The organism is Actinomyces gaoshouyii, assembly GCF_002072175.1.
Taxonomy (GTDB): Bacteria; Actinomycetota; Actinomycetes; order Actinomycetales; family Actinomycetaceae; genus Actinomyces; species Actinomyces gaoshouyii.
This window is the reverse complement of record NZ_MVIV01000004.1, coordinates 148,641-169,540: the sequence shown is the minus strand read 5'-3', so window position 1 is coordinate 169,540 and position 20,900 is coordinate 148,641. Positions and strand designations below refer to the sequence as shown.

Annotated in this window: 16 protein-coding genes; 11 read left to right on the top strand and 5 right to left on the bottom strand. The window is 72.1% G+C overall.

From position 1 onward, the window contains the following. Positions 1 to 219 precede the first annotated feature (219 nt). Together B1H50_RS05300 and B1H50_RS05295 are read left to right on the top strand one after the other, a co-directional pair. Positions 220 to 2,472 carry a DNA gyrase/topoisomerase IV subunit B gene (locus B1H50_RS05300; RefSeq protein ID WP_080462725.1) on the top strand — a complete coding sequence of 751 codons (2,253 nt, stop codon included), beginning with the start codon at positions 220 to 222 and terminating at the stop codon, positions 2,470 to 2,472. 252 nt (positions 2,473 to 2,724) lie between these two features. After that, positions 2,725 to 3,768 (top strand): GNAT family N-acetyltransferase, encoded by a 1,044-nt coding sequence (locus tag B1H50_RS05295; RefSeq protein ID WP_080462724.1) that lies wholly within the window; start codon positions 2,725 to 2,727, stop codon positions 3,766 to 3,768. A 15-nt stretch (positions 3,769 to 3,783) separates the two neighbouring features. Here B1H50_RS05295 and B1H50_RS05290 read toward each other — a convergent pair whose 3' ends face one another. Further along, positions 3,784 to 4,593, bottom strand: coding sequence for an amidohydrolase family protein (locus tag B1H50_RS05290; RefSeq protein WP_229657907.1), 810 nt, complete (start codon positions 4,591 to 4,593; stop codon positions 3,784 to 3,786). Between the two features lie 276 nt (positions 4,594 to 4,869). Then, positions 4,870 to 7,374, bottom strand: a complete 2,505-nt coding sequence (locus tag B1H50_RS05285; protein ID WP_080462723.1) for a DNA gyrase/topoisomerase IV subunit A — start codon at positions 7,372 to 7,374, stop codon at positions 4,870 to 4,872. A 70-nt stretch (positions 7,375 to 7,444) separates the two neighbouring features. Between B1H50_RS05285 and B1H50_RS05280 the strand changes: the two genes are divergently transcribed. After that, positions 7,445 to 8,749: an alkaline phosphatase family protein gene (locus tag B1H50_RS05280; RefSeq protein ID WP_080462722.1), complete on the top strand. Its 1,305-nt coding sequence runs from the start codon at positions 7,445 to 7,447 to the stop codon at positions 8,747 to 8,749. A 28-nt stretch (positions 8,750 to 8,777) separates the two neighbouring features. Here B1H50_RS05280 and sepH read toward each other — a convergent pair whose 3' ends face one another. Further along, a complete protein-coding gene (gene sepH / locus B1H50_RS05275) occupies positions 8,778 to 10,004 on the bottom strand; it encodes a septation protein SepH (RefSeq protein WP_416171279.1) in 1,227 nt (408 codons plus the stop codon). Between the two features lie 250 nt (positions 10,005 to 10,254). Between sepH and B1H50_RS05270 the strand changes: the two genes are divergently transcribed. The 4 genes from B1H50_RS05270 to B1H50_RS05255 are packed head-to-tail and all read left to right on the top strand — an operon-like array spanning position 10,255 to position 12,428. Further along, positions 10,255 to 10,563, top strand: a complete 309-nt coding sequence (locus B1H50_RS05270; protein ID WP_017178468.1) for a DUF4193 domain-containing protein — start codon at positions 10,255 to 10,257, stop codon at positions 10,561 to 10,563. A gap of 58 nt (positions 10,564 to 10,621) precedes the next feature. Next, the gene (locus B1H50_RS05265) at positions 10,622 to 11,341 is read left to right on the top strand and encodes a DUF3710 domain-containing protein (RefSeq protein ID WP_080462720.1); all 720 of its coding nucleotides are present in this window, start codon (positions 10,622 to 10,624) and stop codon (positions 11,339 to 11,341) included. Beyond that, on the top strand, positions 11,338 to 11,724 hold the full coding sequence (locus B1H50_RS05260) for an OB-fold nucleic acid binding domain-containing protein (RefSeq protein ID WP_080462719.1): 387 nt from the start codon (positions 11,338 to 11,340) through the stop codon (positions 11,722 to 11,724). Before B1H50_RS05265 ends, B1H50_RS05260 begins: the two co-directional genes overlap by 4 nt. Further along, the gene (locus B1H50_RS05255) at positions 11,721 to 12,428 is read left to right on the top strand and encodes a DUF3159 domain-containing protein (protein WP_080462718.1); all 708 of its coding nucleotides are present in this window, start codon (positions 11,721 to 11,723) and stop codon (positions 12,426 to 12,428) included. Before B1H50_RS05260 ends, B1H50_RS05255 begins: the two co-directional genes overlap by 4 nt. 35 nt (positions 12,429 to 12,463) lie before the next feature. On the opposite strand, the gene B1H50_RS05250 is transcribed toward B1H50_RS05255, so the two are convergent. Together B1H50_RS05250 and B1H50_RS05245 are read right to left on the bottom strand one after the other, a co-directional pair. Beyond that, positions 12,464 to 13,129 (bottom strand): potassium channel family protein, encoded by a 666-nt coding sequence (locus B1H50_RS05250; RefSeq protein WP_080462717.1) that lies wholly within the window; start codon positions 13,127 to 13,129, stop codon positions 12,464 to 12,466. A gap of 3 nt (positions 13,130 to 13,132) precedes the next feature. Next, a complete protein-coding gene (locus tag B1H50_RS05245; RefSeq protein ID WP_080462716.1) occupies positions 13,133 to 13,798 on the bottom strand; it encodes a potassium channel family protein in 666 nt (221 codons plus the stop codon). Between the two features lie 58 nt (positions 13,799 to 13,856). Here B1H50_RS05245 and B1H50_RS05240 point away from each other — a divergent pair, with 58 nt between their 5' ends. From B1H50_RS05240 to B1H50_RS05225, 4 genes are all read left to right on the top strand, one after another. Next, positions 13,857 to 15,953 carry an APC family permease gene (locus B1H50_RS05240; RefSeq protein WP_080462715.1) on the top strand — a complete coding sequence of 699 codons (2,097 nt, stop codon included), beginning with the start codon at positions 13,857 to 13,859 and terminating at the stop codon, positions 15,951 to 15,953. Between the two features lie 5 nt (positions 15,954 to 15,958). Next, positions 15,959 to 17,386 (top strand): class I SAM-dependent RNA methyltransferase, encoded by a 1,428-nt coding sequence (locus B1H50_RS05235; RefSeq protein WP_229657932.1) that lies wholly within the window; start codon positions 15,959 to 15,961, stop codon positions 17,384 to 17,386. Between the two features lie 226 nt (positions 17,387 to 17,612). Continuing rightward, the gene (gene acnA, locus B1H50_RS05230) at positions 17,613 to 20,297 is read left to right on the top strand and encodes an aconitate hydratase AcnA (protein ID WP_080462713.1); all 2,685 of its coding nucleotides are present in this window, start codon (positions 17,613 to 17,615) and stop codon (positions 20,295 to 20,297) included. A gap of 144 nt (positions 20,298 to 20,441) precedes the next feature. Continuing rightward, positions 20,442 to 20,900, top strand: a complete 459-nt coding sequence (locus B1H50_RS05225; protein ID WP_080462712.1) for a tRNA (cytidine(34)-2'-O)-methyltransferase — start codon at positions 20,442 to 20,444, stop codon at positions 20,898 to 20,900.

Below are 20,900 nucleotides of genomic sequence, written 5' to 3'. Positions count from 1 at the left end.
GCGGTCAGCGGTGCTGGCTCCGGCGCTGTCGAAGCTCACAACCCCCGGAGAACCGTTTAAGTCCGGGATTTTTATGGACTTGTAGTCATTATGTGATGGTTCTGCGACTTCCCGCATGTCAGCGTTCCCCTTGTGAGCCTGCTCCCGCAACGGCGCCCGCGAGCCGTGCCGGCGGCGCGGCAGAAGCACCGCGGCCCCGGTATCGGCTAGATTCCGGGCGTGCCCGCATCCGAGAACAAGACCAGCCGAGGCGACTACTCCGCGCGCCACCTCTCCGTCCTGGAGGGGCTCGAGGCGGTGCGCAAGCGCCCCGGCATGTACATCGGCTCGACCGACCAGCGCGGCCTCATGCACTGCGTGTGGGAGATCGTGGACAACGCCGTCGACGAGGCCCTCGAGGGACATGGGGACGCCATCTCGGTGATCGTCCACGACGACGGCTCCATCGAGGTGCGCGACAACGGGCGCGGCGTTCCCGTCGATATCGAGCCCTCCAGCGGGCTGACCGGCGTCGAGCTCGTCTACACCAAGCTCCACGCCGGCGGGAAGTTCGGCGGCGGGTCCTACGGCGCCGCCGGGGGCCTGCACGGCGTGGGCGCCTCCGTCGTCAACGCCCTGGCCTCCCGCATGGACGTCGAGGTGGACCGCGACTCCAGGACTTACGCCATGAGCTTCCACCGCGGTGTCCCAGGCTCCTTCGACGACTCCGCCGGCCGCGGCCCCGACTCGCCGTTCACAGAGTTCACCGACGCCTCCGAGCTGCGTGTCATCGGCAAGGTCAAGCGGGGCACCACCGGCACTCGAGTGCGCTACTGGGCCGACCCCCAGATCTTCCCCAGGCCCACCGAGTACGATGCCGGGGCCCTGCGCGCCCGCCTGCGCCAGACCAGTTTCCTCGTGCCCGGCCTCACCCTGTCCCTTGACGACCAGCGCCCCGAGGCCGAGGCTATCGCCGCCTCCGCCACGCCCGCTGCGGACGCCGGGGCCACCGACGACGCCGTGGCCGAGGCCTCACTGCGGGCGGCCGCCAAGAACGCCGTCGAGGGTTCGGGGGACCTGTTCGACACCGGTGCTGAGGACGGCGTCGAGGTCTTCCGGGCGCGCGGCGGCACCGCCGACTTCGTCGACTTCCTCGCCACCGACGCCTCAGTGACCGACACCTTCCGGCTCAGCGGCGAGGGCACCTACACCGAGACCGTCCAGCAGCTCGACAAGTCCACCGGCCACCTGCGCCCCGTGGAGGTGGAGCGCACCTGCTCCGTCGACGTCGCCCTGCGCTGGGGCATCGGCTACGACACCCTGGAGCGCTCCTTCGTCAACATCATCGCCACCCCCATGGGGGGCACCCATCTCACCGGGTTCGAGCAGGCCCTCGTCAAGGTGCTGCGCAAGCAGATCGACGCCAACTCCCGCGCCCTGAAGATGACGGCCAAGGACCCCCGCATCGAGAAGGAGGACATCATGGCGGGCCTGACCGCCGTGGTCACCGTGCGCGTGCCCGAGCCGCAGTTCGAGGGGCAGACCAAGGAGGTCCTGGGCACCGCCCCCGTGCGCCAGATCGTCGCCCGCGTCGTGGAGAAGGAGCTCACAGCCCTGCTCACCTCCACCAAGAGGGACCTGAAGGCCCAGTCCCGCTCGTTGCTGGAGAAGGTTGTCGGGGAGATGCGCGCTCGTGTGAGCGCGCGCATGCACAAGGAGATCACCCGTCGCAAGACCGCCCTGGAGACCTCCACCCTGCCGGCCAAGCTCGCCGACTGCCGCTCCAACGACGTCGCCCACTCCGAACTGTTCATCGTGGAGGGCGACTCCGCGCTCGGCACCGCCAAGAACGCCCGCAACTCCGAGTACCAGGCGCTGCTGCCCATTCGCGGCAAGATCCTCAACGTCCAGAAGGCCTCCCAGGCGGATATGCTGCGCAACGCCGAGTGCTCGGCGATCATCCAGGTGGTGGGCGCGGGCTCGGGGCGCACCTTCGACCTTGAGCAGGCCCGCTACGGCAAGGTCATCCTCATGACCGACGCCGACGTCGACGGCGCCCACATCCGCACCCTCCTGCTCACCCTCTTCTTCCGCTACATGCGCCCCATGATCGAGGCGGGCCGAGTCTTCGCCGCCGTGCCGCCCCTGCACCGCATCGAGGTCTCCGGCTCCGGGCGCCGCAAGAGGGAGATCATCTACACCTACTCCGACGACGAGCTCGTCACCACCCTGCGCAGGCTGGAGAAGCAGGGCCGCTCCTTCAAGGAGCCCCAGCGCTACAAGGGCCTGGGGGAGATGGACGCCCACCAGCTCGCCGAGACCACCATGGAGCCCGAGCACCGCACCCTGCGGCGCATCACCCTGGCCGACGAGGCCGCCCTCACCCACGCCGAGGACGTCTTCGAGCTCCTCATGGGCTCCAGCGTGGAGCCGCGCCGCGACTTCATCATCGCGGGGGCCGACGCCGTGGACCGCGATCGCATCGACGCCTGAGCGCCGGTGAGGGGTCCGCCGTCGCCCATCCCGGGCCGCTCCCGGTTCCACCTGCAGGAGGAGGGGCCGGCCCCGCCTCTCCGGTAGCCTTGCCGGAAACGTGTCCCGGTGCCGGGGCGGGTGTCGCTGTGGACACGGGCGCCCCCCCCCGGATGAGGCCGGCAGCGGGCCGGCCGTGGAACCGGCGGCGGCAGTGGCGGCTCACTGGCACTTCGTCGGCAGGGCATCGGATCAGGCAGTAAGGAGGCGGTAATGGCATATTACGGACGACCCAAGGCCACCGCGGCCGCGGCGTGGTCGATGATGCGCCCGGGCGCGCGCTCGGCCCTGCCCCGCTCCCTGTCCTGGAGGCCCCTGGGCCCCGCCGATAACGCCGAGCTGGCCGCGCTCGTCGCCCGGGCCGAGGATGTCGATGATCCCCCCTACCGCACCACCGAGCAGGAGACCGCCGAGTACTTCCTCGACCCAACGTACTCCGGCGTCGCCGGGAGGGACGCCGATGGCGTCATGCGCGCCTTCGGGCTCGCCCGGGTGCGCCCGGCCGCGGAGATCTTCGCCTCCGTGCTCGGCGTCGTCGACCCGCTCTGGCGGGGCCGGGGCATCGGCGGGGCGATCCTGCACTGGCAGTCCGAGCGCGCCCGTCACCTCATCGGCGCTGAGCGCGCGGGGAGGCAGGGCGATGGCTCTCTCATCCCCGCCCACATCATCACCACGGTGCTCGAGGACGATGAGCGGATGCAGACGCATCTGACGAACCTCGGATACTCGCCCCAGCGCTGGTACCGGGAGGTGCGCCGCTCGCTGAGCGAGCCGATCCCGCAGGCCCCCGTGGACCGCTTCCTCAGCATCGAACCGTGGTCCAAGGACTTGGATGAGGCGATCCTGCGGGCCCACAACCGGGCGGCCGACGACGCCGGCGCGGAGCCGATGAGCCCCGAACGGTGGGCCGCGGGCCGGGCCTTCTTCGCCCCCGAGTGGTCCTTCGTGGCCCTGGACCGCTCCAGTGACCGCGCTCGGATCGCCGGGTACCTCCTATCCAGCCGGTACGAGCAGGACTGGGAGGCGCTGGGTTGGAAGGAGGGCTACACCGATATGCTCGGCTCGCTCGCCGAGTACGCCGACCGCGGCCTCGGCGCGGCCCTGCTGGCCGCGGCCATGCGCGCCTACGCGGCCGACGGCATGGAGTACGCCGCCGCCGGCGTCGACTCCGCGAGCCCGACGGGCGCCGGCAGCCTCTACGAGCGGCTCGGCTACCAGCCCACGCGCGGCACGATCCTCTACGGCCTGGACGTGTGACCCCGGCGGTGATGCTCAGCGGTGGGCAGTCAGGGCGCCGGCGACCACCGTGGCCAGGGGGCGCACTGCCCGCAGATCCTCCGGGCCGAGCATGAGGGGATCATCCGGCAGCGGGACGAGATCCGCCCGCGACCCCGCGCGAACGGGCGCGGCGACGTCGATGAGCGCCGCGTCCCCGATGGCGTGGGCGGCCGCCGTCATCCCATGCTCGTGGGCCCGGCCCAGCAGACGGGTGAGCTCGTCCAGCCCCACGCTCATCACTCCATGGGGATGATCCAGGCCCAGATCAGCGGGGTAGGGGCGGCACAGGCGGGCCGTGCCCGTGCCCATGGAGCCATCCGAGATGATCTTGAGGGGCCCCTGTGTCGGCAGCGCTGCGCCGTCGCCGCCCGCGGGGGAGCCCGGCAAGGGGCTGCCCGTGCGCAGATGGGCGTCGATCCGCTCCTCCAGGCCCTCACGGCAGGTCGATACCCGGATGCGCGGCAGGCCCGGCAGGGGGCCGGTCGCGCTCATGCGATCCAGGCGGGAGTCCTGCCCCCAGGTCATATCGGTGACACCGGTGATGCCGCGGGCGGCCATGTCCTCCAAGACCCTGCGATAGCCCGATTCGACGAGCTCGCGCGAGCCGGGGATGTCATCGAGCTCGGCCACGCTGGGCACGCGCGGCCAGTTGGACAGGCGGTGCCCGAAGCCCTGGATAAGCGCGGGACCATCCGCCGCGCCCGCGCCCGCGCGGAGAGCGCGGGCCCGCACCGCGACGATTCCCAGAACCTCCTCCGCGCAGGAGGCGCGCCACGCGAGCGGCCTCCAGGTCCAGGTGGGCATGAGCGTCCCACAGGCCGGGGATGAGCCAAGCGCCTCCCGCGTCAAGGACCTCCTCGCCGTCGCGGCGCGCCAGGGCCGGTCCCATCTCGACGACGGCTCCCGCCTCGATCCTCAGATCCGTGGGGCCGCCCGGGGCCGGGGGCCCGTTCAGCCCGGTGCGCGCGGAGGGGACAGCGGCGCGCAGGCGGCCCAGCTCGCCGCGGCTTCGGAAGCGGACAGGGCGCGCGCCACGGATGAGAAGACCGCTCATGGAACTGTACGCGCCCCGGGCGGCGATCAGCCGATGGCGGTGATCGGCGCGATAGTGGGGATGCCGGAGGCATCGCGGCGCTCGTCGGGACCCGGCAGGGTGATGCTCTGGCCCCCCGAGCCGACGGCGCGCGCCGGGCCCACGCCCACCCATGCCAGGACCAACTCGTCCTCGCCGCGCAGGAACCGCTGCGCGCGCACGCCCCCGGTGGCCCGGCCCTTGGCCGGGTAGCGGTCCAGGGGCGTCACCTTGACGCTGCCGCCCGTTCCGGGCAGGGCGCCCGCGCTGGCGGCCACGGTGACCACTACCGCCTCGGCCAGCAGATCGGCGCTCACCGCCGAGGCGGCGACCACGCGGGCGCCGTCGTGCAGGCTGATCCCCGACATGCCCCCGGCCCCGCGGCCCTGCGGGCGCACCTTCGAGGCCTCGAAGCGCAGCAACTGGGCATCCGAGGCCACGAGGGTGAGCACATCGGTGTCGGCGGCGGTGCCCGCGAAGACCACGGAGTCGCCGTCCGCCAGGGAGATGACCTCCCAGGAATCGCCCCTGGCGGGCTCATCGCCCACCTTGACGCGCTTGATGACACCGGCAGCCGTGGCCAGGACGATTGGGGCCGCGCCCGCATCGCCCACCGGCACGAGCCCCACCACGCGCTCCTCGGGCTCGATCTCCACCAGGAGGCGCACCGGGGTGCCCCCCGCCAGGGATGGCGCGCCCTCCGGGCGCGGGACCTCGGGGGCGGAGACCACGTCGAGGCGCACGAGGCGGCCGGTGTCGGTCACCGCGCCCACGCGGCCGCGCGCCGTCGTCGCCACCTGGGAGACCAGGGCGTCATGGGGTTGCCTCGCGCCCGAGCGGGGCACAGGCTCGGACCCCGCCGTGCGCGCCACGAGGCCCGTGGCGGACAGCAGGATCCGGCACGGGGCGTCCGGGATCGTCAAGGGCACATCCTTCGCGCCCGCCATGAGGCCCACCGGGGCCGGCCCCGCCGCCCCATCCGAGTCGCCCGCGCCGTCGGCGGAGCTGGGGACGGCGCCGGAGGCCTCCAACAGCACGGTGCGTCGCGGCGTGGCGAACTCCTCGGAGACCGAGGACAGCTCGCGGGAGACCACCCGGCGCAGGAGCACGTCGTCGGCGAGGATCGCCTCCAGGGCCTCGATCTCCCGGGCGAGCTCGTCGCGCTCCTTCTCCAGCTCGATGACGGAGAACCTGGTCAGGCGCCGCAGCTGCAGCTCCAGGATGTAGGAGGCCTGCGCCTCGGACAGGTCGAAGACCTGTTGCAAGCGCTCCCGCGCCGTCACTGCGTCCTGCGAGGAGCGGATGAGCGCGATGACCTCATCGATGTCGAGGATGGCGATGAGCAGGCCATCCACCAGGTGCGCGCGCTCGCGCCGCTTGCCCAGGCGGAAGCGGGTGCGCCGCTCCACCACCCTCAGGCGATGGCCCACGAAGACCTCGAGGAGCTCGCGCAGGCCCAGGGTGCGGGGCTGGCCGTCCACGAGGCACACGTTGTTGATGCCGAAGGAGTCCTCCAGCGGCGTGTACCGGTAGAGCTGGGCCAGGACCGCCTCGGGGTTGTAGCCGTTCTTGACCCCGATGACCAGGCGGGTCCCGTTCTTCCTATCGGTCAGATCGGCGACGTCGGTGATTCCCTGGAGCTTTTTGGAGGCGACCCTGTCCTTGATGGCCGCGATGATCTTCTCCGGCCCCACGAGGTAGGGAAGCTCGGTGACGACGATGCCCTTCTTGCGGGCCGTCACGTTCTCGACGCGGGCGGTGGCGCGGGTGAGGAACTTGCCGCGGCCCGTGCGGTAGGCCTCCCGGATGCCGTCCAGGCCGACGATCATGCCGCCCGCGGGAAGGTCCGGGCCCGGCACGAAGGCCATGAGGTCCTCCAGTGTGGCATCCGGGTGCTCGATGAGGTGGCGGGCGGCGCTGACGACCTCGCCCAGGTTGTGCGGCGGCATATTCGTCGCCATACCCACGGCGATCCCCGAGGTGCCGTTGACCAGAAGGTTCGGGAAGGCTGCGGGCAGCACCTCCGGCTCGGTGAGCGTGTAGTCGTAGTTGGGGGAGAAGTCGACCGTGTCCTCGTCGATGTCCGCGGTAAGCGCCAGCGCCGGTGCGGCCAGGCGGGCTTCGGTGTAGCGAGGGGCGGCGGGGCCGTCGTCGAGGGAGCCGAAGTTGCCGTGCCCGTCGATGAGCGGCAGGCGCATGGTGAAGGGCTGGGCCAGGCGCACGAGCGCCTCGTAGATCGCCACGTCGCCGTGGGGGTGCAGTTTGCCCATGACATCGCCGACGACGCGCGAGGACTTCACGTGAGGGCGGTCCGGCCGCAGTCCCATGCGGTCCATCTGGAACAGGATGCGGCGCTGGACGGGCTTGAGGCCGTCACGGGCGTCGGGCAGGGCCCGGGAGTAGATGACGGAGTAGGCGTACTCCAGGAAGCTCGAGCGCATCTCGCTGGAGAGATCCTGCTCGACGATCGCGCCGTCGGTCGGAGGGGGCGTCTGGGTGGCGGACTTCGGCATGGGGGCATTCTCGTGTCCGGGCTCCTCCCGCCCGGGCAGCGACACCCGTGCCCGGTGGCACAATGACCGCATGACGACGCCGAAGAACCCGGGGGATCGGCCCACGGCCGTCCCTGTTCCGCACCTGCGCGAGATCCTGGGCGCCGCCGCCCTCGCCTCCGGGCTCTTCCTGGCCGATGGCCCCGATGGCGCGCTCACGCAAACCCAGGCCGAGGATGCCGCTGAGCGCTGGGGGCTAATGCCGGTCGGCGGGGCCGCATCGGCCTCGCCGACCGTCGTCGTGCTCGTCGACGGGCTCGGCTTGGACCAGTTGCGCGAGCGTCGGGGCCACGCCCCGGCCCTGCGGGGCCTGCTGGCCGACTCCGAGGCCGCCGCCCGCGCTGGCCAGGGGCCGGGCCCCGATGCCGTCACCTGCCGGCCCTCGACGACGGCGGCCGCTCTCACCACGCTCGGCACGGGCGCCCTGCCCGGCATGACCGGCATGGTCGGCTACTCGGTGCGCAACCCCCTGCTGCCCCCGGCCTCCGCCGAGGACGCCCCAGACGGTTCCGATCTGCTCAGCCTCATCTCCTGGGAGGGGCGCTGCCCGAACCCGCGCGCCTGGCAGGACGTGCCCACAATCTTCGAGCGCCTTCGTCTCCCCGATCGCCCCGCCGCGGACCGGCCCCTGGCCGTCACGATCGGGCCCGCCCGCTTCGCCGGCTCGGGCCTGACCGAGGCGGGCCTGCGCGGCGCCCCCCATATCGGGGCCGACGCCATGGAATCGCGCGCCGGCCACGCCGCCGAGGCGCTGAGGCGGGGCATCCCGCTCGTCTACCTCTACGTGGGCGAGCTCGACCATGCCGGGCACGCCCACGGCTGGCGCTCGCAGAAGTGGCTGGCCCAGTTGGAGCGCCTGGACGCCCTCATGGCCGAGCTCCAGCGCCGCGTCCCGCGCGGCACGCGGATCATGCTCACCGCCGACCACGGTATGGTCGATACCGACGCCGAGCACCGCCTCCTCATCACCGACTCGCCCCGCCTCATGCGGGACGTCGCCTGCGTGGCGGGGGAGCCGCGATTCACCCACCTCTACGTCGGCGGCCGGGACGATGCCGAGCGCTCCGAGCGAGCATCGGCGCTCGCCGAGCGCTGGCGAGCGGAGCTGGGGGAGAGGGCGCTATGGGTCGGCACCCGCGACGAGGCCGGAGAGCATCTCGGCCCGCTCAGCGAGAGGGCGCGCGGTGTCACCGGTGACGTGCTCGTGGCGGCCGCCGGCACTTGGGTGGTGCTCGACCCGCGCGTCCACGCCGACGCCGTCCTGGGGATGCCCGGCGTCCACGGCTCCTTCACCGGCGCCGAGACGCGCATCCCCCTGCTCATCACGCGCGCCTGACGCCGGGACCCACCGCCCTCGCGCCCGCCTACTCGGGCTTGGCGCCGAAGACGATCTCGTCCCAGGAGGGCACGGAGCGGCGCGCCCGCCGCTTGGGCTTGGCGGGGGCCTGCGGCATCTCTGGCAGTGCCTCCTGAAGGACGCCGCTGACGCGGGCCACCGCGGCCACCTCCGTGGTGGGGTCGGAGACGTCCTCGGGCTCGACGGCCCTGCCACGCCGGGAGCGGGAGCCCTTCGTGCCGGGCCCCTTCGAGTCCTCCGCGCTGTCGGAGCCGCGCTCCTGGCTCTCGGCCGCGCCGCCCCTGCGCTTGCCGGCGGGGTGGTTGGACGAGCCCTTGGCGCGGCGGCGGCGCCCCTCCATGGACAGCACCTGGGCCTCGCCCTGGGACGGGTCCTGGGCGGCGGGATCCGCGGCGGCCTCGGCGCCGGCCGGGTCGTCATCGGGGATATCGACCTCCACGCGCCGCCCTCGGCTGGAGGCCAGGTCCGCCAGGAGCGCGTCGGTGGGGTCCAGCGCGGGGGCGGCCCCGCCCGGAGCGCCCTCCAGGGGCTTCTCCACGACGGGCAGTCCCGTGGGGACCGTACGACTGGTGCGCAGCGAGGAGCGGGGGGCACTCGGCACTGGTGAGGCGTCATCCTGGTCGAAGACGTCGGGGCGCCGCGCCGAGGGCGAGGCCGCCTCGGTGAGCCAGCGGGCCTCGTCGTCGAGGGCGGTCACGGTGCGCGCGGAGAGGTCGAGGAGCCAGCGCGCCTGTTTCTCCTGGGCGCCCTGGACGAAGGTGAGGCAGATGCGCCAGGGGTCGCGCCCCTCGCGCATGGCATCCCACTCCAGGCTGGCGGGCGTGACGGCGCGGGTGGCCAAGCGGTCGACGACGAGGTCGCCCAGGACGGGGGAGTCCTTGCCCCAGCCGATGCGGCAGGCCTGAGCCTGCTGGACGGCCCACCGGCGCTCGGCGATGACCGGGCCCTCGTACTTGCGCACGTGCTCCAGGTCCATACCAGTGGCGACGGACACCTCCTCCGCCGAGGCCCCGGCTCGCATGAGGGACTGGAGGTCCTTGGGGCGCACGGGGGAGTCCGTCGGCGCGGCGTCCGTGGGCTGCGGCAGGGCGGCGATTCGGTCACGGCGCACCGCGGCGCGCAGGGCGTCGTCAATCACAACGCTGTAGCGCTCGCCGTCGGCATCCGTCAGAACGACCGTGTCGCCGTTCGCACCCAGGAGCTCGAGCTCGATCATGGCGATGTGCCTCCTCAAGGATCTCTCGTTCCAGGGCACAGCCTGCCATCACAGGGCGGGGATGCCGGGGAGGCCCGCCGGTGAGCCGTTTCCGGACAGGGCAGGACGCCCCGTCTCACAGGGGCTTGCGCTGATCCTCAGCGGTGCTATGGTGCGCGTGCCCTGCTCTGAACGGGACCGCCTCTGCGTGGAGGCGAGCCTGCCCGGTAGTGCCCCTGCTGCCGGACCCCGCGTGACGAGCCGTCGACGAGAGAGAGTGACGTGGACCATGGCGACCGACTACGACGCCCCGCGTAAGCACGATGACGAGCCCGAAGCCGATTCCATCGAGGAACTGACCGCCGCCCGGCAGAAGGATCAGTCCTCCGAGGCGATCGAGGAGGATGAGAACGAGGTCGCCGAGGGCTTCGAGCTCCCCGGCGCCGATCTATCCCGCGAGGAGCTGAGCGTCCACGTGGTGCCCCAGCTCGAGGACGAGTTCACCTGCTCGGAGTGCTTCCTCGTCCACCACCGCAGCCAGCTCGCCTACATCGACGACGCCACCGGTCTGCCGGTGTGCACCGACTGCGCCGGCTGACCGCCGCCCCCGTCGGCCGACTACGGCCGAGGATCCCCCATCACCGAAGGAGCCCCATATGGCACTGTTCTCCCGCCGCAAGAGCGAGCGCGGCAATGATGACGCCCTTGCCGGGGGCTCCGCCGGCTCCCCCGAGGACGGCGACGACTCGTCGGCCGCCACCGCCCGCCCGGCCGACGGCCCCTGGGACTCCGAGGAAGTCGCCGAGGACGACGATGACAACCGCATCGACCTCGGGTCCCTGAGGGTCCCCGCCATCGATGGCATGCAGCTGCGCATGGAGTCCCCCGGCCCCGGCGGCATCCAGGCCGTCTCCCTCGTCCTGGGCGGCTCCACGCTGGAGCTGCGCGCCTTCGCCGCCCCCCGCACCGCTGGGATCTGGGACGAGCTGCGCGCCGACATCCTCGACGAGCTCGGCCGCGCCCAGGCCCGCACCGAGGAGGTCGACGGCGAGAACGGCGTCGAGATCATCGCCGAGGTCCCCGTGCGCAACGCCGAGGGGGCCACCGGCACCGTGCGAGTCCGCTTCCTCGGCGTCGACGGCCCCCGCTGGTTCCTGCGCGGTGTGCTCCAGGGCCCGGCCGCCGTCGACGATGCGGCCGCCCGCGAGCTGCGCGACGTCTTCCGCGGCGTCGTCGTCGTGCGCGACGGCGCGGCCCGGCCCCCGCGCGAGATCCTCCCCCTCCGCGTCCCGGGCGCTGCGGTGATGCCCCAAGTCGAGGACCTGCCCGGCCTGGACCCGCTCACCCCGGGCCCCACCATCGCCGAGGTCCGATGAGCCCGGCCCCAGGCCTGCTCGCCCGCCTGCGCTCCCTCGGCCGCAGCCGGGAAGACCTCGACGCCGACGACGAGGCCCGCGTCGCGGGGGAGCGCCTCGCCAAGCTCGGCGCCGTGGAGATCGCCGGCATCGTCCCCCGCCACCGCGTGCGCGTCACTGGCGTGCTGCGCGCCGTCACCTACCGTCCCTCCGAGGCCCGCCCCGTGCTCGTCGGCCAGCTCTTCGACGGGACCGGCAGCGTGGACCTGGTGTGGATGGGGCGCCGCCGCATCGTGGGCATCGAGCCCGGCGCGCGCCTGGCCGTGGAGGGCATGGTCGTCGCCGGCCGCACGAGGCCCACGATCTTCAACCCCGCCTACGAACTGCTGGGTGCTCGACGATGAGCCGCGGACACGCTCCGGAGCAGGGGCCCGGCGCCCGGGAGGAGGGCCTGGCCAGGCCCTCGGGCGGGCTGGACGCGATCAGCGCCCAGGCCTTCGACGTCTCGACCGCCGTGGGCGGCTGGCGCGGGATCATCGAATCCGTCGCCCCCACGCTCATCTTCGTCACCATCGTCGCGCTGCGCCCCTCCGCCCTCATCCCAGCGCTCGTGGCATCCCTGGCCATCAGCGTCGTCGGCCTCGTGGCGCGCCTGGCCGCCCGCCAGGGCCTCACCCAGGTCATCGGTGGGGCGGCCCTGGCCGCCATCTCGGCCGCCTGGGCCTGGCGCACGGGCAAGGCCGAGGATTTCTACATCACGGGCCTGCTCATCAACGCCGGATGGCTCGCGCTCACCGCGGGTTCCCTAGCGTTGCGCTGGCCCCTCGTGGGAGTCCTCATGGGCCTGTGGCGCGCCACCACCGATGGCGAGGACGGCGCGGGCTGGGCCTCCTGGCGCAAGGACCCCGCGTTGCGGGCCGATCGGCGCCGCTACACCTGGGGCACCGCCGTGCTGGCGGGCATGTTCGCCCTGCGGCTGGTCATTGAGCTGCCCCTGTACCTGGCGGGCGCCGTCGGGCCGCTCGGGGCGGCCAGAATCATCCTGGGGCTGCCGCTGTACGCGCTGACCCTGTGGATCGTCTGGCTCCTGGTGCGGCCCCGGGACTAGCCGGAGCGCGCCGATCCGGGCCGCGCGATGAGGGGTCAGGCGTTGAAGATCTCCGGGATCTCCCCCAGCGTGGCCTCGCCCTCCTTGGCGGTGAGGAAGATGAGCTCGTCCCCGCGCTCGAAGCGCTCATCCTCATCGGGGGTGATCGGCCGGTACTCGCGCAGGATCGCGGTGAGCGCCGTGTGAGGGGGCAGGACCACGGAGGACACGAGCTCGCCGATCATGGGGGAGTCATCCGGCAGGGTCAGCTCGTGCATGAAGGCCCCGGACTGGTGGAAGGTGAACAGGGCGACCAGGGAGCCCACGCTCACGGCCTCCTCCACCAGCGCCGTCATGATCCGCGGCGTCGAGACGGCCACGTCCACGCCCCAGGTCTCATCGAAGAGCCACTCGTTCTTCGGGTTGTTGACGCGCGCCACCGTGCGGGGGACTCCGTACTCGGTCTTGCACAGCAGGGAGATGACCAGATTCGCCTTGTCGTCGCCCGTGCAGGCCACGACGACGTCGCACTGCCCGGCCCCGGCGTCGTCCAGGGCCTCGACGTCGCAAGCGTCGGCGAGCTGCCAGTCGGCATCGGGGACGGTTGACAGGCGCATGGCCTCCGCCGAGCGGTCCACGAGCGTGACTTCGTGGCCGTGGCTGATGAGCTCGCGGGCGATGGAGCGCCCCACACTGCCGGCTCCGGCGATGAGGATCTTCATGGCTCAGGCCTCCTGGACGGGCGGGCGTGACAGGACGCGCTGCGCGGCGGTGATGCGCTCGGTGGCGACCACCAGATGGAGGCGGTCATGCTCCTGCAGCAGGGTGGTGGGCTCGGGCACGAGCGCCCCCGAGCCGCGCGAGATCCAGGCGACGCGCCCGCCCACGCGGTCCTCGATCGTCGCCACGGACACGCCCACCCACCCCGACGACGCATCGGGCTGGACGAGGCAGACCGCGCCGGAGGGGTCCTCAGCCTCCCTGGCCGAGCCCCCGGGCAGGACCCAGCGCATCATCTGGTCCGCCGTGCGGCGCACGGTGGCGACCGTGGGGATGCCCAGCCGCTCGTAGACATCGGCGCGGTTGGCGTCGTAGATCCTGGCAACCACGTGCTCCACGCCGAAGGTCTCGCGGGCCACGCGGGCCGAGACGATATTGGAGTTGTCCCCGTTGGACACGGCGGCGAAGGCGTAGGCCTCATCGATCCCGGCCTGCTCGAGGGCATCGCGGTCGAAACCCACGCCCTTGACCTTGCGGCCGTTGAAATCCTTGGGGAGGCGCCGGAACGCCTCGGAGCTCCTATCGATGACGGCCACTGAATGGCCCATGCGGTCCAGCTGGGCGGCCATGGTGGCGCCAACCCGGCCGCAGCCCATGATGACGAAGTGCACGACCGAACCGTACCCTCATTCTTGGTCGAAGCCGAGCGCGGGCATAGCATTCGGGGTCGTGCGTGACTTCGCCGACCGCGTCAAGCGGCTCCTCGTCGGCCGCCCCGTGCCCAGCGGGGCGCTAGGCGAGACCCTCCTGCCCAAGCGGATCGCCCTGCCGGTCTTCGCCTCGGATGCCCTGTCATCCGTCGGATACGCTCCGGACGAGGTGATCGTGACCCTCGCCGTGGCGGGCGTGGCCGCCACCGCCCTGTCGCCCTGGGTGGCGGTGGCCGTCGTCGGCGTGCTGCTCATCGTGGTGGCCTCCTACCGCCAGACCGTTCACGCATACCCCTCCGGCGGCGGTGACTACGAGGTCGTCTCCACCAACCTGGGCTCCCACGCCGGCCTCGCCGTGGCCTCCGCGCTGCTGGCCGACTATGTTCTGACCGTCGCCGTGTCGATCTCCTCGGGATCGTCCTACCTGGTGACCGCCGTGCCCGCGGCCGCCCCCTACAAGGTGGAGATCGCCGTCGGCGTGTCCACCATCCTGGCGCTGCTCAACCTGCGCGGCACTCGCGAGGCGGGCGGTGCCTTCGCCATCCCCACCTACATCTACATGATCGCCATCGGCGCCCTGGCCGTCACCGGCTTCGTCCAGGAGGCCATGGGGACGCTGGGCAGAGCGGAGTCCTCGGCCTTCGACGTCGTCGCCGGGCCCGGATGGGACTCCGGGCTGACGGGCCTGGCCGGCGCCTTCCTCATCCTGAGGGCCTTCTCCTCCGGCTGCGCGGCCCTGACCGGTGTGGAGGCGATCTCCAACGGCGTGCCCAGCTTCCAGCGCCCCAAGTCGAAGAACGCGGCGACGACGCTGCTTATGCTCGGCGGCATCGCCGCGGCGATGCTCATGTCCATCATCCACCTGGCCGGGGCCACCGGCGTCCACATGGTGGAGGACCCCGCCACCCAGCTGACCTCCCACGGACTGCCCGTGGGGAAGGGCTACCACCAGGACCCGGTCATCGGCCAGCTCGCCGCCACCGTGTTCGCCGGCTTCAGCCCCATGTTCTACCTGGTGACGGCGGTGACGGGCCTCATCCTGGTACTCGCCGCCAACACCGCCTTCAACGGCTTCCCGGTGCTCGCGAGCGTCTTGGCCACCGATGGCTTCCTGCCGCGCCAGCTCACCCAGCGCGGTGACCGCCTGGCCTACTCCAACGGGATCATCGCCCTGTGGCTCGGGGCGATCGCCTTCATCGTCGGTTTCGAGGCCGACACCAACCGCCTCATCCAGCTCTACATCGTGGGCGTGTTCATCTCCTTCACCCTGTCCCAGATCGGCATGGTGTGCCATTGGACCCGCGAGCTGGCCACCGCCACCGATGCCCGGCTGCGCTCCCGGATGAGGCGCTCCCGTATTGTCAACAGCATCGGCCTGGCGGCGACGGGCCTCGTGCTCATCGTCGTCCTCATCACCAAGCTCACTCGCGGCGCGTGGATCACGCTGACGATCATGGCGATCATCTTCCTGGTCATGAACTGGATCCACCGCCACTACGACAGGGTCCGCGAGGAACTGGCCATTACCGATCTGCATGACTCCCGGGTCCTCCCGGCCCACATCCACGCCATCGTGCTGGCCTCCAGCCTGCACAAGCCCACCCTGCGGGCGCTGACTTACGCGCTGTCCACGAACCCGACCTCGATCGAGGCGCTCACCGTGGATATCGGCGATGACCGGGCCGAGCGGCTCCTGGACGACTGGGACGAGGCGGACCTCCAGGTCCCCCTGACCGTCCTCGACTCGCCCTACCGCGATATCACCCGCTCGGTCATCGCCTATGTGCGCTCGGTGCGCCGGGAGTCCCCGCGCGACCTCGTGGTCGTCTTCATCCCCGAGTACCTGGTGCGGCACTGGTGGGAGCAGGTGCTGCACAATCAGATGGCGCTGCGCATCAAGACGGCGCTCCTGTTCACCCCCGGGGTGGTGGTGGCCTCGGTGCCGTGGCAGTTGGGGGCTCCAGGGATGCGGCGGGCGCGCCAGGAGCGGCGCCTGGCCTCGGCCGCAGGCATCGTTGACGCCGATGAGGCGGTGCGCCGGGGCGCGCGGGCCCGTCGTCGTGGTGCCGGGGCGCCCGTCGGCGCCTCCGGCCCCGACGTGGGGAAGAGGCCATGAGAGCCATGAGAGGGCGGGGGCGCGGTCCGGCCCGCCGGGAGCAGACCCAGGGCGCTGCCCATGAGCCGGAGGAGATGATCCTCGTCGTCGGGCCCCCCGCCCACGGAGGGCATTGCGTGGCCCGGCCCCAGGGGGAGCCGGGGGGCCGCGTGGTCTTCGTGCGCCACGCGCTGCCTGGGGAGACCGTGCGGGCGCGCATCACCGCCAGGACCTCCAAGATGTGGCGCGCTGACGCCGTCGAGGCACTCACCGCCTCCCCGGACCGGGTGGAGCCGGTGTGGCCCGAGGCCGGCCCCGGCGGGGTCGGCGGAGGAGAGCTGTCCCATGTGGCCTTGCCCGCCCAGCGCACCTGGAAGCGATGGGTCCTGGCCGACTGCCTGCGCCGCATCGGTGGACCGGAGGTTGCCGAGGCCGTCCTGGCCCTGCCCTCCTCGACGCCTCCCGGCGGTGTGCCCGTCGAGCCCATGCCCCATGAGGCGGCCGCCGAGGCCGCCGAGGATCCCCGGGTTCGCGCCCTGGCGGGGACCGGTACGCGCACCCGCATCGAGCTCGCCATCGACGACAACGGCACCCCCGGCATGCATGCCTTTCGCTCGGCGACGATCCTGCCCGTGCGCGACATCCCACTGGCGGTCCCTGCCATCCGGGATCTGGGCCTGACCATGCGCGGGCCCTGGCGCCGGCGCCTGACCGGGGCACGGCATGTCGAGGCCGTCGCCCCCAGCGCGGGCGCTCCCGTTGTCATCGTCGACGGCACCGTCCTGTCGGCCACCGGGCGCCCCCTGAGCAGGCAGCGGGTGGACGAGTCCGTCGATGCTTCGGGCCTCGGCCTGGGGCAGCTGCGCTACACGGTGCGCGCCGACGCCTTCTGGCAGATCCACCGGGATGCCCCCCGGGTCCTCGTGGAGGCCGTGACCCGCAGTGCCCTGGGCGATGAGGCGGGCGGGGCGGACGCCTCCGGCGCCGGTCGGCCGGGAGGGCCCCGCGTCCTGGAGCTCTACTCCGGCTCGGGCCTGCTCACCCTCCCACTGGCCCTGCTGGCCGGCGAGGTCATCTCCCTGGAGGGCTCCGAGCGCGCGGTGCGCGATGCCGACCGCAATCTGCGCCCGGCTCCCCCGGCCCGCCTGATGGCGGGCCGGGTGACGGGCGCCTCGGTCGCTGAGCTCGGGCGATCCTTCGGCCCCGGTGCGGATGGGCGCGCCGACGTTGTCGTCCTCGACCCTCCCCGCCAGGGCGCGGGCAGGGACGTCATCGAGGCGATCGTGGAGATGGGCCCCGGGCGGGTCGTGCTGGTGGCCTGCGACCCCGCGGCCCTGGCCAGGGACGTGGGCTGCCTCCTGCGCGGCGGCTACCGCCTGGAGGACCTGCGAGCCCTCGACATGTTCCCCCACACCCACCACTTCGAGACGATCGCAGTGCTCCAGCGCCCCTGAGCCCGGCGCCCTCCGGCGCGGCTCGGCCCGGTGCCGGTTAGGTGCGGAGCGGCTCGCGATATTCGGTGCTCGCTCCCCTTCCCCAAGGACGGGCGCACCGCACCGGATCGGCATGTTGACGGGCGATGACGCGCCGTCGGATAGCGTGGGCGCCACACCGGGCGGGCCCGCGCCGGACGACCCGGGCCGCGCCGCCTCCGGTGATCCTCGAGCAACAGGAGCGACGTTGACCAGCATCGACACCTTCGGATCCCGCGCCATCCTCGACGTCGACGGCGCCGCTTACGAGTACTACCGCCTCAGCGCCGTCCCAGGCCTGGAGCGCCTGCCCTACTCCCTCAAGGTGCTGGCGGAGAACCTGCTGCGCACCGAGGATGGCGAGAACGTCACCGCCGAGCATGTGCGGGCCCTGGCCTCATGGGAGCCCACCGCTGAGCCGGACACGGAGATCCAGTTCACCCCGGCGCGCGTCGTCATGCAGGACTTCACCGGCGTTCCCTGCATCGTGGACCTGGCCACCATGCGCGAGGCCGTCGCCGAGCTCGGTGGGGATCCGGCCGTCATCAACCCGCTCGCCCCCGCGGAGATGGTCATCGACCACTCGGTGCAGATTGACTCCTTCGGCCTGGCCGACTCCCTGGAGCGCAACAAGGAGCGCGAGTACGAGCGCAACGCCGAGCGCTACCAGTTCCTGCGCTGGGGCCAGGGGGCTCTCGACAACTTCCGCGTCGTGCCCCCGGGCACGGGCATCGTCCACCAGGTCAACATCGAGTTCCTCGCCCGCACGGTCTTCACCCGCACCGAGGAGCGCGGCGGCGCCCGGGCGACCGTGGCCTACCCGGACACCTGTGTGGGCACGGACTCCCACACCACCATGGTCAACGGGCTGGGCGTGCTCGGCTGGGGCGTGGGAGGCATCGAGGCCGAGGCCGCCATGCTCGGCCAGCCCGTGTCCATGCTCATCCCGCGCGTCGTCGGCTTCAAGCTCACCGGACAGATCCCCGCCGCGGCCACTGCCACGGACGTGGTCCTCACCATCACCCAGATGCTGCGCGCGCACGGAGTGGTCGGCAAGATCGTGGAGTTCTACGGCGAGGGCGTGGGCGCGGTGCCGCTGGCCAACCGCGCCACCATCGGCAACATGAGCCCGGAGTTCGGCTCCACCGCCGCCATGTTCCCCATCGACGGCATCACCCTGGACTACCTGCGCCTGACCGGCCGTTCCGAGGAGTCCATCGCCCTGGTGGAGGCCTACGCCAAGGCCCAGGGCCTGTGGCACGACCCCTCCCGCGATCCCGTGTACTCCGAGTACCTGGAGCTCGACCTGGCCACCGTCGTCCCCTCGATCGCCGGTCCCAAGCGCCCTCAGGACCGCATCGAGCTCTCCCGGGCCAAGGAGGCCTTCCGCGAGGCCCTGCCCGCCTACGCGCCCGAGAACCACAAGCCCACCGGCGTGACCCTGGCCGATGGCACTGCCACCGAGCTCGACCACGGGCGCGTCGTCATCGCCTCCATCACCTCGTGCACCAACACCTCCAATCCCTCGGTCATGGTGGCCGCGGGCCTGCTGGCCCGCAACGCGGTGGCGCGCGGACTGCGCTCCAAGCCCTGGGTGAAGACCTCCACCGCGCCCGGAAGCCAAGTGGTCACGGACTACTACGCCAAGGCCGGGCTATGGCCGGCGCTGGATGCGCTGGGCTTCAACGTGGTGGGCTACGGCTGTGCCACCTGCATCGGCAACTCCGGGCCCCTGCCCGAGGAGGTCTCGGCCGCGGTGAATGAGGCGGACCTGGCGGTGGTATCGGTGCTGTCGGGCAACCGCAACTTCGAGGGCCGCATCAACCCCGATGTGAAGATGAACTATCTGGCCTCCCCGCCGATGGTCATCGCCTACGCGTTGGCCGGGACGATGGACTTCGACTTCGCCACTGAGCCGCTCGGTCGGGACCTCGAGGGGAACGACGTGCTCCTGGCGGATATCTGGCCCACCCCCGCCGAGGTTCAGGCCACGATCGATGCCACCATCGACCGCGAGATGTACGAGCGCGACTACGCCGACGTCTTCGCCGGTGACGAGCGCTGGCGCGGCCTGGACACCCCTGAGGGCCAGACCTTCACGTGGGATGCCGACTCCACCTATGTGCGCAAGGCGCCCTTCTTCGAGGGGCTGACCATGGAGCTGACGCCGGTGACGGATATCGAGGGCGCCCGCGTGCTCGCACTCCTCGGGGACTCGGTGACCACGGACCACATCTCGCCTGCCGGCGCCATCAAGGCCGACTCCCCGGCCGGGCGCTACCTCGCCGAGCATGGCGTGGCCAGGGCGGACTTCAACTCCTACGGCTCACGCCGCGGCAACCACGAGGTGATGATCCGCGGCACCTTCGCCAACATCCGCCTGCGCAACCAGCTCCTCGATGGCGTCGAGGGCGGGTACACCCGCAACTTCCTCACCGGTGAGACCGAGTCGATCTTCGATGCCTCCCAGGCCTACCGGGCCGCGGGTGTCCCTCTGGTGGTTCTGGGGGGCAAGGAGTACGGCTCGGGCTCCTCGCGCGACTGGGCGGCCAAGGGTACGGCCCTGCTGGGCGTGCGAGCGGTCATCGCCGAGTCCTTCGAGCGCATCCACCGCTCCAACCTCATCGGCATGGGCGTGGTGCCCCTGCAGTTCCCTGCGGGGCAGTCGGCCGCCTCGTTGGGATTGGATGGTACGGAGTCCTTCTCGATCACGGGCCTGACCGCCCTCAACGACGGCGTGACGCCGCGGACCGCGGCTGTGCGCGCCGAGCGGGCTGACGGGACTGCGACGATCTTCGAGGCGGTCGTGCGCATCGACACCCCCGGCGAGGCCGACTACTTCCGCAACGGCGGCATCCTCCAGTACGTCCTGCGCTCGCTCGCCCGCGGCTGAGAAACCCTGATCCTGCCGGCGCGCGGGACCGCGGCTGAGGTCCGCCTCATCCCCGACGGCGCCGCAGTGGACGCCGGATCGACCGCGCCCCCTCCTCCTCCCCCCGAGCGCGGGGGCGGGACCGCGGGTGGCAGGATGGTCCGCGTGCTGCACGTCGTCTTCTTCGAGCCGCGGATCCCCGGGAACACCGGCGCCGCCATCAGGCTGAGCGCCAACACCGGCGCCATGCTCCACCTCATCGACCCCCTGTTCGACATGGATGACGCCAAGTTGCGCCGCGCCGGCCTGGACTACCACGACCTGGCCCGGACGCGCGTCCACGAGGACCTGGAGTCCTGCCTCGTCCACGTCCCCGGGAGGATCTACGCCTTCACCGCCCAGGCCGAGCGCCTGCACACCCAGGTGGACTGGCGGGCCGACGACGCCCTTCTCTTCGGGCCCGAGCCGACCGGTCTGCCCGAGGAGGTCATGGCCCACCCCCGCGTGACCGACCGCGTCCGCATCCCCATGGTCGAGGGCAATCGCTCCCTCAATCTCGCCAACTCCGCGGCCATCGGGCTCTACGAGGCCTGGCGGGTCCTTGGTTTCCCCGGCGGGCGCTAG